We start from the raw sequence: 16,226 nt of genomic DNA, 5'->3' as shown, positions 1-16,226 counted from the left end.
TACGATGGCCCTACAAGTGAGCCGTCGTCCCCGACCCTCCGTACCGGACCCCGCAGGCGATGCCCGAGCTGAGTCCGTCCGCGCATGCGAGGTAACGTGAAGACCTATTTCTTCACCAGCTACGCCAGGGTTGAGGAGCGGGCCTGGGTTCGCCGTTTTCACAATGATCTCGAAAGGGAGATCCGCGTCCGCCGCGGTCCTTTCACCGAGGGGTGCCTGGCCGCACCGGGCGGCGCGTCCGTGCACGCGGCGGCCACCTCCCCGGCGATGGTCGCGCTCGTCTCCCACGCGCATCTCCGCGACCGGCGCTGCGGCCGCGAATGGGCGATCTTCGCCGAGCGGCTCGCACTCCACCCGCAGGTGCGGGACCTGTGCCTCATCCCGGTCCAGTGGAAGCCGCTGAACCCGGAGACGCGACTGCCCATGATCATGCATCCCCTGCCCGCCTTCTGGACCTCGGCCGGCGCCGGGCCCTACACCGCCTCCGGGCTTTACGGCCTCATGCGCGCCCGCGCGCTCGACGGTCCGGGCGGTTACTACGCGGTCGTGCGCGCGGTCGCGGCCTTGGTCTTCGAGGCCGCGCAGGCCGGTCTCGGACCGCTCGACGAGGCGACGGCGGCGGCCACCGGGCCCGCGTTCGGGGTGCGCGACGCGACCGAGGAGCCGGTGCCGGTGCCGGGCCCGGCCGAGGCCGGCGAGCTGCCCCGCACCGTCGCGATCAGCTATGTCGGCCCCGACCAGCCCTGGGCCGAGTACCTCGGCAACCTGCTGCGCACCAACGACTACGAGGTCGAGTTGGTCCGGTGGAACGCCGGCCGGGCCGAGCGCCTGCGCGACTCGGTCGCCCGCGCCCGCGACAGCGGGGAACGCGTCGTCGCCGTGCTCTCACAGAACTCCGTCGCCCCGCACATGGAGGCCCTGGTGCGTGAGGACGACCTCGACTGGGAGCAGGCGCTCGGCGCGCCCCCGGGACGGAGCGCGCCCGTCATACCCGTCCAGGTCGACAGCGGTCCTCTTCCCGGCGGCCTGAGCGAACGCGCCATCCCCATGCACGGCCTCGACGAGAGCGTGATCAGGACGTTGCTCGACGCGCTCCGACGCTCGGCCTGAACGGCCCGTCGTCCATGCCCGCGCCCCATTCGCACCGCTTCGTTCCCTCGGCGCCGCCCGATCCGCTCCGGCGCCCCGGTGCTCCGCCGCCCGTCTGCAGGCGCGGCACTCGGGACCCCCACTTCGCCGGCCGCGACGACGAGCTCGAAGAGGTCGGCGAGCTGCTCGCGTCCAAGCCCGTCCTGCTCACCGACGGGGAGGGGATGGAGCGGTCGGGGAAGACCGCGTTCGCTCTCGAGTACTGCCACCGGTTCGGGCAGCGCTACACGGTGATCTGGTGGTTCGACTGCCGTTCCGGGGACGGTCTGAGCGCGCAGAAGGCCGCTTTGCGCGAGGCGGTCGGCGCCGTGGCCGCACCCGGCCGGTGGTGGCTGACCGTCTACGACGGGGTGCGGTCCGACGGGGACCTGGACGGCCATGTGCCCGAGGGGCCGGGGCACGTTCTGATCACCTGCGCGGGCGAGACCGCTGTGCCCGGCGCGCTGCCCTATCCGCTGGGGCCGCTGACCCTTGAGGAATCGGTCATCCTGCTGATGAGGAAGGCGCCCGAGCTGAATCCCGTCCAGGCGGTGCGGCTCGCCGAGGGGCTCGGCCGCCGGCCCGCCCTGCTCAGCCGGGTGGGGGAACTGCTCCTGGAGGCGCCGGGACTCGGCGTGGACGCCTGCCTGGAGCTGATGCGCCTCGGCGGATCCCTCGCGCCGCCGGCCGCGCCGGCGGTGCCGGTCGCACCTGTCGTGCCGGACGCACCTGTCGTGCCGGCCGTCCCGGACGCGCCGGTGGTGCCGGCGCCGCGCCCGCCCGTCGCGGGAGAGGGCCCCGCGCCCGCCGAGCCGGTGCCGACGGCACTGAAGGCGCAGCTCGTCGACGCGCTGTACCGGGTCGAGGCACTGAGCAACGGCGGGGTCGAGATGTGGATCAAGCTGATCGGAGACCAGCTCGGGACACTCGACATCGGGGGGGACACGATGCGGGCCAAACTGGTCAACGTGGTCCGCCGCTGCCTGCTTCACGGGGACGGGGCGATGCTGGACGAGATGGTCGCCGCCCTCCGCGTCATGGCGCCCGAGAACGATCCCGCGCTGCCCGACGTGGTCGACCACGTCGGGCGGATACGGCGGATCCGCTACCCCTGACCACCTGGAGAGCGCCGATGTCCGAGACGCCCTATGCCTTCTTCGTCAGCTACGCGCGGCACGTCGACCAGGATCTGGTCGCCCAGTTCTTCGACGAGCTGGACGTGGAGGTGCGGCTGCTCCTCGGCCGCGGCCGCGCGAACGTCGGCTTCCTGGACCGCGAGGGGCTGTACCCCGGCGACGACTGGGAGGCGGTGCTCATCGAGCGGGCCCGCACCGCACGGTCCATGATCGCGTTGCTGTCCGCCGACTACGGGAACAGCCGCTGGTGCGGGCGGGAGTGGGCCGTCTTCGCCGAGCGCACCGGCCGCGTCAACGCCGCGCCGGGCACTCCGGCGACCCGCTGCCTCATGCCGTTGCGCTGGTCAGGGTCCGCGAAGCCGCCCGACGCGGTGGCCAGGCTGCACAACAGCCACCGAAGCCTCGGCGGCGATCCGCTGATCGATCTCAGGCGCGTCGGCGGGAAACCCTATCTGGACGCGCTCAAGACGATCGCGCGATGGATCGTCGAGGCCGATGCGCTCGAGCTGCCGCCGCTCGGCCGCGCCGAGGCCGAGGCGGTGAAGCCCGCGTTCGGTGAGCCGTCGACCGCCGCGTCGCCCCCTCCGCTGCCCTCCCCGGTTCCGGGCACGGTGCCGTCGGTGCTGAAGGAGCGCCTCGTCCGCGCCCTCTACCTGGTGGAGCCGCTCCGGGACGGGGGGATCCGCACCTGGATCAGGCTGGTCGAGGAGCAGCTCGGTCCCCTCGACATCGGCGGCGCCACCCCGATGCTCCAACTGACCGCCGTGGTCCGCCGCGCGCTGCGCCACCAGGACGCGGCCATGCTGGACGAGCTGAGCGCCGCTCTGCGGATCATGACGCCCGCGAACGACCCCGCCCTTCCCCGCGTGGACGAACTCATTCGGCAGATCAGGGACATCCGTTATCCCTGATCGGGATCGCGGCCGGACCCGGTCATTCCGATTTCCTGTCCATCATCGGCGAGTGCGGACTCAAAACCCGCGACGCCCTCCGGAGAGTTTGTGTCGAGTGACACAAAAATCCGGTGCAGAGCCCTGGCCAACACCGTTTCCCCGAGATCGTCCAGTGTGTGCAAGGGGATGGCGCTGACATCGAGCAACTGATCGGGCGAGTCCGCTCCTGTATCGGGCATGGATGCACCTCCATGGAAAATGTTATTTTGCGATGAAGGCCACCGCGACGCCGGCCGAATAGGGGATGGCCCGTTTCCGGTGCGGCGCCTGGCTGGAGTGGGGAGTGCCATGCTCGGGCACGGGTCCGCATGATCGAGGAAACCGCTTTTCCGGGCGCGCCGCCGCGCGGCCAGTGGCCGGCGGACCTGGACGTGCCCGCGCTGCTGGCCGGAGGCTGGCGGCCCACCCCCTTCCGGCACTTCGTCCTGAAGGTCGCCAGCCGCTGCGACCTGGCCTGCGACCACTGCTACGTCTACCGGATGAGCGACCAGAGCTGGCGCGGCCGTCCGCACCGGATGCCGCGCCGGGTGCTCGTCCGCACCGCCGGGCGCATCGCCGAGCACGTGCGGGACCACGATCTCGACTCCGTCGCGCTCGTGCTGCACGGCGGCGAGCCGCTGCTGGCCGGGACGGACCTGCTCGGGGACGCCGTCCGCCTGACGCGTGAGGCGGTCCGGGAGACCGCGGGTCCCGGTCCGGACGGCCGCGACCGCGTCCGCGCCGTCGTGCAGACCAACGCCGTCCGCCTCGGCCAGGAGGAACTGCGGCTCTTCGACGCGCTCGGCGTACGGGTCGGGGTCAGCCTGGACGGCACGGCCGCCGCCCACGACCGCCACCGCCGCCACGCCGACGGCCGCGGCAGCCACGCCGCCGTGCACGCGGCGCTCCGGCGGCTCGCCTCCGGCCGCTACCGGCACCTGTTCGGCGGCCTGCTGTGCACGGTCGACCTCCGCAACGACCCGGTGGAGACCTACGAGGCCCTGCTGGAGTACGGCCCGCCCACCGTCGACCTGCTGCTTCCGCACGCGAACTGGTCGCAGGCTCCCGCCGGACGCGACGATCCGGCGGACGCGCCGTACGGCGACTGGCTGGCCGCGGTGTTCGACCGTTGGTACGGGGCGCCCCGGCAGGAGACCGGTGTCCGCCTGTTCCAGGAGATCCTGCATCTGCTGCTGGGCGGGGCGTCCACCAGCGAGGTGGTGGGGCTGTCGCCGGTCGGCGTCGTGGTGGTCGAGACCGACGGGGCCATCGAGCAGTCCGACATCCTCAAATCGGCCTTCCCCGGCGCCCCCGAAACGGGACGGCACGTGTTCGGCGACTCCTTTGACACGGTACTGCTGTCGCCGTTCGTGGCGGCCCGGCAGATCGGCGCGGGGGCGCTGTGCCCGGCCTGCCTGTCCTGCCCGGTGAAAAACGTGTGCGGGGGCGGCCATTACGCGCATCGCTACCGTCCGGGCAGCGGTTTCAGAAATCCTTCGGTGTACTGCGCGGATCTTCTCCGCCTCATCCTGCACATCCGATCCAGGGTCGCCGCCGACCTTTCGCGGACGGCGGCCGAGCGAAAGGCGGCACATGGAGATCCGCTACCACCGGCCGCCGGCTGAGATCGTGCGGGAAATGGCCGCGGGCGCGGGCGGCGTTCCCGCGATGCGGATGCTCGGCGACATCCAGACCAGCCGGCATCTGCTGCTGCTGCGCGGTGTGGCGGAACTGGCGCGCGCGTCCGGACGCCCCGGTACCGCAGGACGTGTCGGCGCGGCCTACCGGATGCTCGCGGACCTGCAGACGGCCCACCCGGAGGCGGTTCGCCAGGTGGTCAGGCATCCCGCGGTCGGCGCGTGGGCGGGCCAGGCGATCCGGGAGGCCCGCCGCGACGGCACGTCCCGCGGTCTGGAACGGCTCGGCGCGCTCGCGGCGGCGGCGGCGATCCGCGCGGGCACCGGCGCCACCGTCACCGTCCCGGTGACCGGCGGGAAGCTGATGCTGCCCTCGGTGGGCATGGCCGCCCTGCCGGGGCGCGTCCCGTCCGCGACGGTGCGTGTCGCGGGCGCGGGCGCGGTGGTGGAGGCGCCGGGCGCGAGGGTCGCGATCCCTGCCGACTGGGGCCGCGAAGCGCCCGGCTGGCTCGGCCTGCGCCGCCTGACGGTGTCGTCGGAGGGGCTGTCCCTGGACGTCCTCGTCGACGACCTCGACCCCTACCGGCTGCCCGCCGTCCCGCTGCGCGGCAGGCTGCCGGACGCCGAGCTGGCGCGCTGGCGGGACGATCTCGCGGCGGCCTGGCGCTGGCTGGTCCGCCGCCACCGTCCCACCGCCGAGGAGGCGGGGGCCGGTATCCGGGTGGTGACACCGCTGGCCGACCGCGGTTCCAGCCGGAGCAGCGCCAGTTCCCGCGAGGTGCACGGCAGCGTCGCGTTCTCCTCCACCGGCGACGCCCGCGCCCTCGCCCTGGTCCTCGGGCACGAGGTGCAGCACGTGAAGCTGGCGGCACTGATCGAGGCGGTGCCGATGATCCGACCCGGCCATGACGGGCGGTACTACGCCCCGTGGAGGGAGGACCCCCGCCCGGTGTACAGCCTGCTCCAGGGCGCCTACGCGCACCTCGGCGTGACGGCCTTCTGGCGGCGGGAGCGCCGGTGGTCGCCTGGCGACCTGCACGCGCACGCCGAGTTCGAGCGCTGGCGGGCGGCGGCGCTGCTGGCATGCGCGAGCCTCCTGTCCAGGGACGGCCTGACCCCGGCCGGGGTGGATTTCGTCCGCGAGATGTCAGGAACCCTGAGTTCGTGGGGCCGCGAGGAGCCGGTGCCCGCCCCGGCGAGGCGGATGGCCCACCGCGAGGCGGCACGCCACCAAGCCCTCTGGACCCGACGCAACCGCAGCGAGGCGACCATCTGAATCATCGGAGGCCACGGGCCCCGATTCCCCAGCCGCCGTCCGGGCGTGCTCGCTGCAGGGCGTCGCGGAACGCGTCGGTCGGGTCCGCCTCGGGCAGCGCACGCTCCATCGCGGCGATGGCCTCGCCTGGATCGGCTCCGGTGCGGCGCATCGCGTACAGGGCGCCGATGGTGGGGGTCCTGCTGTAGGCCGCGACGCAGTGCACCAGCACCACGTGCCCGGCGGCGCGCAGTCGTTCAATGGCGGTGACGGTGTCGTGCAGGACGAAGTCCAGGTTCTCGTTCTCCGCCGGGTCGTCGGTGTCGGCCAGCCGGACCTCGAGCCAGTGCGGCGTCCGCGCCAGGACCGCCTCCTCGTCCTGCTCGCCGACGGTGCACAGCGAGACGACCGCGGTCACCCCCGGGGGCATCGCCCGCAGGCCGGCGAGGTCGGCGAGCAGGAGACCGGGGTCGTCCGGATGCGGCTCGGTGACCGCGGGACGGTGCCCGCCGCCGTAGACGGGGCGCGCGTACGTCCCGCCGGTGGCGACCGTGGCCGCGAGGGCGACGAGGTCGCGCGACCTCAGGCCCGGACGGCCGTGCAACTCCAGCCGCCACCGCGCGGGGACGGCCGACGCCCCGTAGGCCGCGCCGAGCAGGCCGCCCGCGATGGCGGCGACGTCCCGGCCACCGCGCGTCGCCTCCTCCAGCGCCAGCCGCAGGTGATCGGCGCGGAACGAGCCGGCGGACGGCTCGTCCTCCGGGACCTCGGTCGTGGTGATCGCGCACCAGGCCGCCTGGAGCGCCTCCACCACCCGGCCGGTGCGGGTGAAGTCCTGCGTCCGGGCCTGCTCTGCCTTCTTCAGCCGCTCGGCCCACCGGGTGCGGCCGGGTTCGGCCAGCCGATCGAGACCGGCACGGGCGTCGAGGCGGCCGGTGAGAACGGCGTGCCGGACGGCGTGGCACCACAGCACACAGGCGTCGCCGGCCTCCGGGTCGTCATGGGTGAGGGCGCTGAGCGCGGCCTCCGCGAGACCGTCGGGGTCGTCGAGGAACGCGAGCGCGACCGGGGCGGCGCGCATGAGCGAGCCGTTCCCCGCGGTGCGCTCGCGGGAAACGGCCAGGTCAGCACCGGCGATGGCCGTTTCGGCGAGCACAATCGCCGTGAAGGTGTCGTCGGTCCATTCCCCTGGAGACTCATGTCCGGCGCCGAGCGCGTCCCCGGCGGCGGCGGCGAGCAGAACGCCGCAGGCACGATCCAGTTGGGCGGTACTGAGGTCCACAATGCCCAATTATGTGGCGGTCATAGGCCGTGGCGGCGGTCGCCCAGGATCTGTTCGCATACGCGGGCTTCGGATTCGGCCGAGAACGGGTCGTTGCGGGCCTGCACTGCGTGGCGGGTGTCCTCGGCGATGAGGTCGGCGTTGACGGCTCCGGCCGCGGTCGCCCCGGAAGCGGCGGACGCGAGCACGTTCGCGTTGGGGTCGGCGAGGTTGCCCGCGACCCACACCCCCGGGACGGAGGTGAGACCGGTCTGGTCGGCGGCGATGTGCGTGCCGAGGCCGTTCGGGTGCGGGACGGGCGCCAGCCCGAACGCGGTCAGGACGTCCGCGCGCGCGACAGGACGGGGCGCCACGGCCAGCGCCCGCAGCGGGACCAACTCACCACTGTCCAGGCGCACACCGGTGAGGCGGTCGTCGGCGATCTCAAGACCGGTCACCTCACCGGTCAGCACCGTGATCCGCCGTGCGGCCAGTTGCTCGGCCTCCTCAGGGGTGGGGCGGGGGCCCGTGTGCTGCAGCAGGGTGAGCCGGTCGGTCCACTGCCGGAACAGCAGAGCCTGGTGGACGCTCTTCGCGCCGGTGGCCAGGACGCCGATCGGCTGGTCGCGGATCTCCCAGCCGTGACAGTAGGGGCAGTGCACCACGTCACGCCCCCAGCGCGACGCGATGCCCGGAACATCGGGCAGATCGTCGATGACACCGGTCGTCACCAGCAGACGCCGCGCCCGCACGGTGCGACCCGTGTCGAGTTCGACCGCGAACCCGTCGCCGTCCTTCGCCGCGCTCCGCGCCCGGCCGGTCTGGACTTCTCCTCCGTAGCCGGCGACCTCGCGGCGTCCCGCCTCCAGCAGGTCACCCGGCGGGACGCCGTCGCGGGAGAGGAAGCCGTGCATGTGCGCGGCCGGTGCGTTGCGGGGCCGACCGTCGTCGATCACCAGGACCGACCGCCGGGCACGTCCGAGCATGAGCGCCGCGCTCAAGCCCGCCGGGCCGCCACCGACCACTGCCACGTCATACCGACCCAACTGGGGATTCATCGTGACCACCTCCGCCGCCAACGTGCCCCAGCCCCGGCGCCTCTGGCAAAAATCTGTGCAAAAACAGCAAAACACCATGACAGTGGACGGATGAGCGATGACGTCGATGCCGTGCTGGCGGCGGTCGGGCCCCGGCTGCGCGACCTGCGGCGCCGCCGCGGCGCCACCCTGACCGCCGTGGCGGAGACCACCGGCATTCCGATCAGCACCCTGTCCCGGCTGGAGTCCGGGCGTCGCAAACCGGGCCTGGAACTGCTGCTTCCGCTGGCCAGGGCCTACCAGGTGCCGATCGACGAGCTCGTCGGCGCCCCGGCCGACCTGGACCCCCGGGTGTACCCGAAGCCGTTCACCCGCAACGGCATGACCGTCGTCCCGCTGACCCGCAAACCCGGCGGCCTGCAGGCGTTCAAGCACATCCTGCCCGCCGGCCTGACCGCCGGTCGCGAACCCGATCCCCGATCGCACGAGGGGTACCACTGGCTGTACGTCCTCAACGGACGGCTGCGCGTCGTGCTCGGCGACCGGGACTTCGTCCTCACCGCCGGAGAGGTCGCCGAATTCGACACCCACCTACCGCACTGGTTCGGCAATGCCGATGAGCGCCCGGTGGAATTCCTCAGCATCCTCGGCCCCCAGGGAGAACGCGTCCACATCAAAGCCCGCTACCGGCCCGACTAGGCTACTTGGACTCAATCCGACCCATGTGCTCCGGCAGAGAACTCTGCGCCGTCCAATCGTCTGCAATGCCGAGTGCATGGCGAAGGTACGCCAAGGTGATCCGCTGGATCAGGGCGACGCGCTCGGGATTCTCATCTGTCGTTTCCTGGACCTCGTAGCCGGCGATCCCGCCGAGCGAGTGCTCCGCCCCGAACAGCGTGAGCAGGCTCTTGGGGCCCGGGCTCAGGAAGTACGGGTCGGCGAGCCAATCGGGCCCCCTGACCGAAAGCGGGGAGTCGTCCTTGTCCCCGGCGACCACGAGGGCCGGCGTGGTCATGGTCGCGAAGTTCGGGTTCATGAACGGGAAATGCTCGGCCGCGAACGGTGTCAGATCGGCTCCGCCCTTTCCGGCCGTGGCGAGCAGCACGCCCGCCTTGATCCGCGAGTCGGACAGGTCTTCTTCCGTCCTGCTCACCGGGTCGAGGACGCGCAGGCCCAGCAGGTTGCCCGCCGTCTGGCCGCCGAAGGAGTGCCCGGCCGCGGCGACGCGGCTTCGGTCGAGCCGGCCGCCAAGACCGGGAACGGCGGCTTCCAGCAGGTCAAGCCGGTCGAGGACGCGCTTCATGTCCTCGACGCGGAAACGCCAGAGCCGCGGTGTGCGGGGATCGTCCTGGGGCAGGCCGACCGTCCTGGAGTCGAGATGGGTCGGCTGGATCACCACGAAGCCGTGAGCGGCCCAGAAGTCGGCCAAGGGGCCGTAGGCGTTCAGCGACGAGCCGAAGCCGTGCGAGAACACGATGACCGGAAGTTCACTGCCGATGATCGGTGCGGACACCTTGACCCGCAGGTCCTCGCCACGGCCCGGTGCGTCCAGCACCACCGGCTTCACCGCGACGATCGCCGCGCCCGTCGTTTCTGATGCGATCATGCGGTTACGTTAAAACCTGACGTTGACGTCAGAGGCAAGGGGCATGATGCGCATCGGCGAACTCGCCGCCAGGACGGGCGTCAGCGTTCGGGCGCTGCGGTACTACGAGGAGCAGGACCTGCTCGCCTCCGAACGCAGCCCCAGCGGCCAGCGGCACTATGAGGACAGCGCGGTCGACCGCGTCGAGCTGATCCAGCAGTTGTACGCCGCCGGGTTGCCGAGCAAGTCGATCCTGGAACTGCTGCCGTGCGTCGTGAACGGTGAGGCCACGCCCGAACTGCTCGACCGGCTTTCCGTCGAACGGGACCGCATCGACAGCCGGATCGGCGACCTCGTGGGCGCCCGGGACAGGCTCGACACCCTCATCACCACCGCCACCGCGAACTGGCGAACAGGCCACCGCTGCCGCCCCCAATGACCGCCCGCCGGGCCGTATCGTCCGTTCCGGGCGCTACATCTGTGCTTTGCAGTGGTCGACGATCGCGCGGATCTCCTCATCGGAGACATAGGCGTTCTGGAGCCGCATCGGCTTGCTCGCGCCCATCGGCAGGAACAGAGCGTCGCCCTGCCCGACCAGCTTCTCGGCGCCGGGCTGGTCGAGGATGACCCGGCTGTCGGACAGCGAGGAGGTCGCGAACGCCAGCCGGGACGGCACGTTCGCGCTGATCAGCCCGGTCACCACGTCCACGCTCGGCCGCTGCGTGGCCAGCACCAGATGGATCCCCGCCGCGCGCGCCAGCTGGGTGATCCGCACCACCGAGTCCTCCACGTCGCGCGGCGCCACCATCATCAGGTCGGCCAGCTCGTCCACGATCACCAGCATGTACGGATAGGGCTGGTACACCCGCTCGCCGCCGGGCGGCGCCTTCAGCTTGTTCGCGCGCACCGCCTTGTTGAAATCGTCGATGTGCCGGAACCCCGACGCCGCCAGATCGTCATAGCGCCGGTCCATCTCACCCACCACCCAGTCCAGCGCCTCGGCCGCCTTCTTGGGACTGGTGATGATCGGGGTGATCAGATGCGGAATCCCCTGGTACATCGTCAGCTCGACCCGCTTGGGATCGACCAGGATCATCCGCACCTCGTCCGGCGTCGCCCGCATCAGGATCGAGGTGATCAGCCCGTTGATGCACGTCGACTTGCCCGCCCCGGTCGCACCCGCGATCAGGATGTGCGGCATCTTGGCCAGATTCGCCACCACCGTGCGGCCCTCGACGTCCTTGCCCAGCCCCACGACCATCGGATGGTGCTCGTTGGCCGCCGCCGGCGAACGCAGCACATCCCCCAGACTGACGATGTCCTTGTCGACGTTGGGAATCTCCACCCCGATCGCTTTCACCACCGTGTCATTGGCCTTGGTCCGCGGCTTGGCCACGCTGCCCGGACGCAGCAAGGACACATCGGGCAACTCGTACCAGAGGCCCGGGTCGTCCCAGGCCGCACTGATCCGGCCCAGTTCACCTGCCACGGCGGCGGCGTCCCCAGGCCGCTCCTCAGGTGCTTTGGCGAGCAGGGCCACGATGAGCGCGTCCAAGGCGAAAGGAATCTCAGAGCGCAATTCACGCGGAGACGGAGCGGGTCTGGCGAGGTGCTGGGCGACGACGGCCTGCATGTCCTCACCGGGGAAGACGTACCGGCCGGTGAGCAGGTGGAACAGGGTGCAGCCCAGGCCGTACAGATCGGCTCGCTCGTCCAGGGGCCTGCCGGTGATCTGCTCGGGCGGCATATAGGCGATGGTCCCCATCCGCACGCCCGCCGCCGACAGACCGGCCGTCGCGCCCTGGAGCCTGGCGATACCGAAGTCGCAGATCTTGACCTGCCCGCTGGGCAGCAGCATCAGGTTGGCGGGCTTGATGTCGCGGTGGACCACCCCGGCGGCGTGCGCGGCCGCAAGCCCCTCGGCCACCTGGATTCCGTAGTCCAGCACATCCTCGACGGGCAGGCCGTAAGGGTGCCGGGACAGCAGGGCACGCAGGTCCTGCCCGTCCAGCAGTTCCAGCACCAGGTAGGAGCACCCGCGGTCCTCGCCGACATCGAAGACCGCGGCGATGGCCGGGTGCGCCAGCCGGGCCGCGGCGCCCAGGGTTGCCGCAGTGGTCCCGCTTGCGTCCACACCTGCTCTTTCCGCACCGCGATGGCCGCATCGGCCGTGGACGCTCCCCGGGCGCCGGGGCGTACGGGTTTGCTCATGCGAGGTCGCGTCTGGTCCGGCCAGGTCGGTGCCGATCGGCGTCACGACATCGCGGGGGTCAGGTCGCCACGCGTGCCGCCCGGCCGACTACGTAGGCGACGACGTCGCGGACCGTGACGAGGTCCTTGATGTCCTCTTCGGCGATCTCCACGCCGAACTTGTCCTCCAGGGCGAATCCGAGTTCGACCAGGGCCAGCGAGTCGAGGTCGAGGTCGTCCATGAAGTGCTTGTCCGGCGTGACGTTGCCGGCGGGGATGCCGACGATGTCCTCCACGATTTCACCGATCGCCTGAACAACCTGTGTCTGGGACACGTCCATCACGACACCTCCGGAGTCGATCGAAGTCAGGCGGGGATTTCCGTCTTTGCAAGCAACTATGCAACGGGCCGGCTTCGCCGGACAAGAGTGTCGGTGGTTATTTCGGGGATCGGTTATATCTATCGATAGATGTGCTATATCGAAATGTATAACGGGGTTGATTTCCGGGGTGTGCGACTCTTGTCGGGAATTGTTCGCGGTGGTTAGCTTTGTCGTACGGTATTCGGCGGGAGGAGATGGCCACGTGAGCACCATGCTGTCTCCCGGTGGAGTGGGGGAGTACTCGTTCGCCGATCCGCAGGCCGCTCTCCGGATGGTCCGGCACCTGCGGGAGGTCGGTGTCTCCGCAGGTGATCGGGTGATGCTCAAGGCCGATAACTCGATGGCCTTCGTCGCGACGCTGTTCGCGCTGCTGCATCTCGATGTCTCATTGGTCCTGGTCGACCACCAGCAGACCGCGGAGGAGAGCCAGCGCGTCGCCGGGCTCACACGGGCCGGCTGGGCGCTGCTCGGCGAAGGTGTTCAGGCGCCCGAGGGGGCGCGTGCCATTCGTTTCGAGCGAGTCCCGGGCGGCAGCGTCGGCGCCGAGCGCCTGGAGCTCGGGGAATGGCGGCGCCGGTCCGATGCGTTGATCGCCTGGTCTTCCGGGTCGACCGGGCAGCCCAAGGCCGTCGTGCGATCCGGCCGGGCTTTTCTGGACAACCTCGAACGCACGCGGGAGATGATGGGCTACCGGTCCACCGATATGTTCCTGCCGTTGCTCCCGTTCTCTCATCAGTACGGGCTTTCCATGCTGTTCCTGGCGTTTCTTTCGGGCGCCGGAGTGCTGATCGGTCCGTACCGGCGGCTGGACGCCACGCTGCGCTCCGCGAACCGCGCGACCGTTCTGGACGCCACGCCCGCGACGTACCGGAGCCTGGTGTCGCTGCTGGAGCGCAGGCCCGAACTCGGGGAGGGGCTGCGGTCGGTGCGGTTGTTCTGCACCGGGGGAGCTCCGCTGGACGCGCACTTCTCGGAGCGGTTCCGCGCCGCACTCGGGCGCCCCCTGCTCGACGGGTACGGGAGCACGGAACTGGGCAACGTCGCCTTCGCGACCTTGGAGGCGCCGGTGGGGTGCGGCCGCGTCCTCGACGGCATCGAGGTCGGGATCCTGCGCGAGGACGGAAGCGCCGCGCCCGCCGGCGAGGTCGGAGAGGTCGTCGTGCGGTCCCCCGACGTCATGGAGGGGTACCTCACCGAGGACAACACCGTCGACCCGACGTGGCCTCCCCCTCACCGCACAGGTGATCTCGGCTACCTGGACGAGCGGGGGCATCTCTTCGTCCTGGGCCGCAAGCAGGCGGTGCACCGGCTCGGCCACACGCTGTACCCCGAGGTGCTGGAGCGCAAGGCCGAGGCGATCGGCCGGCCGGTCGCGGTGGTGGCCCTCGAGGACGAGCGGCGCGGCTGCACGCTGGTGTTCGCCGTGGAGGACGCGGATGTGGACGCCTGGACGTGGCGGCGGCGGATCCGCGCCCACCTGGCGCCCTACGAACAACCGAATCATGTGGTGGTCTTCGAGCGGTTCCCCGTCAACCGCAACGGCAAGACCGACCGCGCCGAACTGCGCCGCCTCTGCCGGGAGGCGGTGTTCCGGCCGCCCGCGCCCGCCGCGGCGGCCACCCTCGCCGAGGGGGACGCCGATGCCTGACCTCGCTCAGCGGTGCCGTGGCACCGGAAGGGGGCCGAGATCGCTATGACCGACCAGGAGGACCGGCCGCCGCGGCGCCGGGTCGCGATCACCGGCACCGGTGTGATCACTCCGGTGGGACTGTCGGTCGAGCGGTGGTGGGCGGCGCTGCTCGCGGGACGCAGCGGGGTCGGCCCGATCACCGGTTTCGACGCCACCGGCCTGCCGGTCCGGATCGCCGCGGAGGTCCACGGGTTCGCCCCGGCCGAGCACTGGCCGCGCGAGGTGAGCCGCCGGCTGGACCGGTCGGTGCTGTTCGCCCTGGCCGCCACCGAGGAGGCGGTCGCCCAGGCCGGCCTGGAGATCGGTCCCGGCCTGGCCGAGCGCACCGCTGTACTGGTCGGCAGCTGCGACGGCCCGGACAGGTTCATCACCGAGTCCCAGCGGCGGCTGCACGACCACGGGTACCGCAAGATCCCGCCCTACTACGCGGCGACCAGCGGCCAGGGCATCGCGACCAACCAGATCGCCCTGTGGCTGGGCGCCGGCGGTCCCTCCGCCGCGATCAACACGGCGTGCGCCACGGGCGCGACCAGCATCGGCGAGGGGATGCGGCTGATCCGGTACGGCGTCGCCGACGTCGTCATCGCCGGCGGCTGCGAGGACTCCATCGGCCCGCTCAACGTCGCCAGCGCGGCCATCGCGGGCGCGCTGACCCGCCGCAACGACGAGCCCGAGCGTGCCAGCCGCCCCTTCGACCGGGAGCGGAGCGGCTTCGTGATGGGCGCCGGCGCCGGCGTGGTCGTGCTGGAGGAGAGCGAGCACGCGCGCCGCAGGGGCGCGACCATCCTCGCCGAGCTCGCGGGATACGGCGCCACCACCGACGCCTACCACCTGACGGCGCCGCATCCCGAAGGGCTGGGCGCCCAGAGGGCGATGCGGCTGGCCCTCGCGGACGCGGGCGTGCGCCCCGACGAGGTGGACTACATCAACGCGCACGGCACCAGCACCGTGCTGAACGACCGGGTCGAGCTCGCGGCGATCCGCGCGGTCTTCGGCGAGCGCGCCGCCCGGACGCCGATCAGTTCGATCAAGTCGATGCTCGGCCACATGATCGGCGCGGCCGGCGCGGTGGAGCTCGTCGCGGCGGTCCAGTCGCTGGTGACCGGGATGCTGCCGCCGACCGTCAACTGCGACGACCCGGAGGACCCGGAGATCGACTTCGTCCCGCACGTGCCGCGGCGGCACGACCCGGAGGTGGTGATGAGCGACTCGTTCGGCTTCGGCGGGCACAACGCCGTGCTGGTGGCCAGGCGGTGGCCGGACGCGCCGCCGGCCGGAAGCGGAAACGACCAGAACGGAGAGCGGCCACATGAAGGGTGACTACGTCTCGCTGAGGCGCATGAAGGACGACGACTTCGACCTGCTCGCCGACTGGATCGGGGGGCGCGTGGGGAGCTACGGCGCCGGCTCTCCCACCTTCGTCACCCCTGAGCAGCTGCGCCACGGGTTCGTCACGTTCCTGATGGTCGTCAGGAACGACGGGGAGCGGATCGGCGTCGTGTCGTGGCGGCAGCTGGCCTACGAGGGAAGCTACGAGCTGGGCGTGGCGATCGGTGACGAGGAGGCCTGGACCGACGGGTACGGCGTCGAGGCCGTGCTGCTGCTCCTGCAGTACATCTTCCACGCGCGCAACGCGCACCGGGTGGAGATGGTGGCGGGACTGTACAACCGGCAGCCGATGAGGATGGTCACCCAGGGGATCATGGTCCTGGAGGGCGTCCTCCGCGACTACTTCTTCCTCGATGGCGAGTATCACGACGCGGCGATGTTCTCCATGCTGCGCGAGGATTACTACAAGCTCGTCCAGGAACTGGAGCTGACACCGGATACCGTCCCGGAGGCGGAGAAGCTGGAAGCGCGCAAGGTGTTCCAGGAGTACGTGACGAACAAGCCGCAGAGCTACCTTTCCCAGCTGGCGAACCGGGTGGTCGAGGGCTGACGCCCGGCGAGGGCCGGGAAATCTCCAGGGCCGTGGACGATCTGGTCGGATCG

15 protein-coding genes and 1 pseudogene are annotated in these 16,226 nt (G+C 71.3%); 10 read left to right on the top strand and 6 right to left on the bottom strand.

Annotation, left to right across the window (positions count from 1 at the left end; genetic code table 11):
• Nucleotides 1-84 precede the first annotated feature (84 nt).
• From ACZ466_RS11250 to ACZ466_RS11240, 3 genes are read left to right on the top strand one after another with little or no spacing between them, the layout of a single operon-like run.
• The gene (locus ACZ466_RS11250) at nucleotides 85-1,110 is read left to right on the top strand and encodes a TIR domain-containing protein (RefSeq protein WP_378292421.1); all 1,026 of its coding nucleotides are present in this window, start codon (nucleotides 85-87) and stop codon (nucleotides 1,108-1,110) included.
• 14 nt (nucleotides 1,111-1,124) lie between these two features.
• Entirely contained in the window at nucleotides 1,125-2,243 is a 1,119-nt protein-coding gene (locus ACZ466_RS11245) for an effector-associated domain 2-containing protein (protein WP_378292423.1), read from the top strand.
• Between the two features lie 17 nt (nucleotides 2,244-2,260).
• Nucleotides 2,261-3,175 carry a TIR domain-containing protein gene (locus ACZ466_RS11240; RefSeq protein ID WP_378292425.1) on the top strand — a complete coding sequence of 305 codons (915 nt, stop codon included), beginning with the start codon at nucleotides 2,261-2,263 and terminating at the stop codon, nucleotides 3,173-3,175.
• Here ACZ466_RS11240 and fxsA read toward each other — a convergent pair.
• Entirely contained in the window at nucleotides 3,166-3,396 is a 231-nt protein-coding gene (gene fxsA / locus ACZ466_RS11235) for an FxSxx-COOH cyclophane-containing RiPP peptide (protein ID WP_378292427.1), read from the bottom strand. The two genes, ACZ466_RS11240 and fxsA, sit on opposite strands and share 10 nt — an antisense overlap.
• 129 nt (nucleotides 3,397-3,525) lie before the next feature.
• Between fxsA and ACZ466_RS11230 the strand changes: the two genes are divergently transcribed.
• On the top strand, nucleotides 3,526-4,821 hold the full coding sequence (locus ACZ466_RS11230; RefSeq protein WP_378292429.1) for an FxsB family cyclophane-forming radical SAM/SPASM peptide maturase: 1,296 nt from the start codon (nucleotides 3,526-3,528) through the stop codon (nucleotides 4,819-4,821).
• Nucleotides 4,790-6,109, top strand: coding sequence for an HEXXH motif domain-containing protein (locus ACZ466_RS11225; protein ID WP_378292431.1), 1,320 nt, complete (start codon nucleotides 4,790-4,792; stop codon nucleotides 6,107-6,109). The genes ACZ466_RS11230 and ACZ466_RS11225 overlap by 32 nt, the downstream gene beginning before the upstream one ends.
• 1 nt (nucleotide 6,110) lies before the next feature.
• Here the strand turns inward: ACZ466_RS11225 and ACZ466_RS11220 are convergent, their stop codons facing one another.
• Nucleotides 6,111-7,370, bottom strand: coding sequence for an ADP-ribosylglycohydrolase family protein (locus ACZ466_RS11220; RefSeq protein WP_378292433.1), 1,260 nt, complete (start codon nucleotides 7,368-7,370; stop codon nucleotides 6,111-6,113).
• Between the two features lie 20 nt (nucleotides 7,371-7,390).
• Nucleotides 7,391-8,407 (bottom strand): NAD(P)/FAD-dependent oxidoreductase, encoded by a 1,017-nt coding sequence (locus tag ACZ466_RS11215; protein ID WP_378292435.1) that lies wholly within the window; start codon nucleotides 8,405-8,407, stop codon nucleotides 7,391-7,393.
• Nucleotides 8,408-8,497: 90 nt separating this feature from the next.
• Between ACZ466_RS11215 and ACZ466_RS11210 the strand changes: the two genes are divergently transcribed.
• Nucleotides 8,498-9,085 carry a helix-turn-helix domain-containing protein gene (locus ACZ466_RS11210; RefSeq protein WP_378292438.1) on the top strand — a complete coding sequence of 196 codons (588 nt, stop codon included), beginning with the start codon at nucleotides 8,498-8,500 and terminating at the stop codon, nucleotides 9,083-9,085.
• A 1-nt stretch (nucleotide 9,086) separates the two neighbouring features.
• Here the strand turns inward: ACZ466_RS11210 and ACZ466_RS11205 are convergent, their stop codons facing one another.
• Nucleotides 9,087-9,992, bottom strand: a complete 906-nt coding sequence (locus ACZ466_RS11205; protein ID WP_378292440.1) for an alpha/beta hydrolase family protein — start codon at nucleotides 9,990-9,992, stop codon at nucleotides 9,087-9,089.
• A gap of 43 nt (nucleotides 9,993-10,035) precedes the next feature.
• Between ACZ466_RS11205 and ACZ466_RS11200 the strand changes: the two genes are divergently transcribed.
• Nucleotides 10,036-10,410 (top strand): MerR family transcriptional regulator, encoded by a 375-nt coding sequence (locus ACZ466_RS11200; RefSeq protein WP_378292442.1) that lies wholly within the window; start codon nucleotides 10,036-10,038, stop codon nucleotides 10,408-10,410.
• Nucleotides 10,411-10,449: 39 nt separating this feature from the next.
• On the opposite strand, the pseudogene ACZ466_RS11195 reads toward ACZ466_RS11200, so the two are convergent.
• Together ACZ466_RS11195 and ACZ466_RS11190 are read right to left on the bottom strand one after the other, a co-directional pair.
• A pseudogene (locus tag ACZ466_RS11195) lies at nucleotides 10,450-12,105 on the bottom strand (FtsK/SpoIIIE domain-containing protein); the annotation flags it as partial.
• Nucleotides 12,106-12,241: 136 nt separating this feature from the next.
• A complete protein-coding gene (locus ACZ466_RS11190) occupies nucleotides 12,242-12,502 on the bottom strand; it encodes an acyl carrier protein (protein WP_378287126.1) in 261 nt (86 codons plus the stop codon).
• A 253-nt stretch (nucleotides 12,503-12,755) separates the two neighbouring features.
• Between ACZ466_RS11190 and ACZ466_RS11185 the strand changes: the two genes are divergently transcribed.
• From ACZ466_RS11185 to ACZ466_RS11175, 3 genes are read left to right on the top strand one after another with little or no spacing between them, the layout of a single operon-like run.
• On the top strand, nucleotides 12,756-14,192 hold the full coding sequence (locus tag ACZ466_RS11185) for a class I adenylate-forming enzyme family protein (protein WP_378287176.1): 1,437 nt from the start codon (nucleotides 12,756-12,758) through the stop codon (nucleotides 14,190-14,192).
• A gap of 45 nt (nucleotides 14,193-14,237) precedes the next feature.
• Nucleotides 14,238-15,554, top strand: a complete 1,317-nt coding sequence (gene fabF, locus ACZ466_RS11180) for a beta-ketoacyl-ACP synthase II (RefSeq protein WP_378287127.1) — start codon at nucleotides 14,238-14,240, stop codon at nucleotides 15,552-15,554.
• Nucleotides 15,544-16,173 (top strand): GNAT family N-acetyltransferase, encoded by a 630-nt coding sequence (locus ACZ466_RS11175; protein ID WP_378287128.1) that lies wholly within the window; start codon nucleotides 15,544-15,546, stop codon nucleotides 16,171-16,173. The genes fabF and ACZ466_RS11175 overlap by 11 nt, the downstream gene beginning before the upstream one ends.
• Nucleotides 16,174-16,226: the final 53 nt, after the last annotated feature.

This window comes from Actinomadura rugatobispora (genome assembly GCF_055379765.1).
The sequence above is the reverse complement of the archived record's forward strand: the minus strand, read 5'-3'. Positions and strand labels throughout refer to the sequence as shown.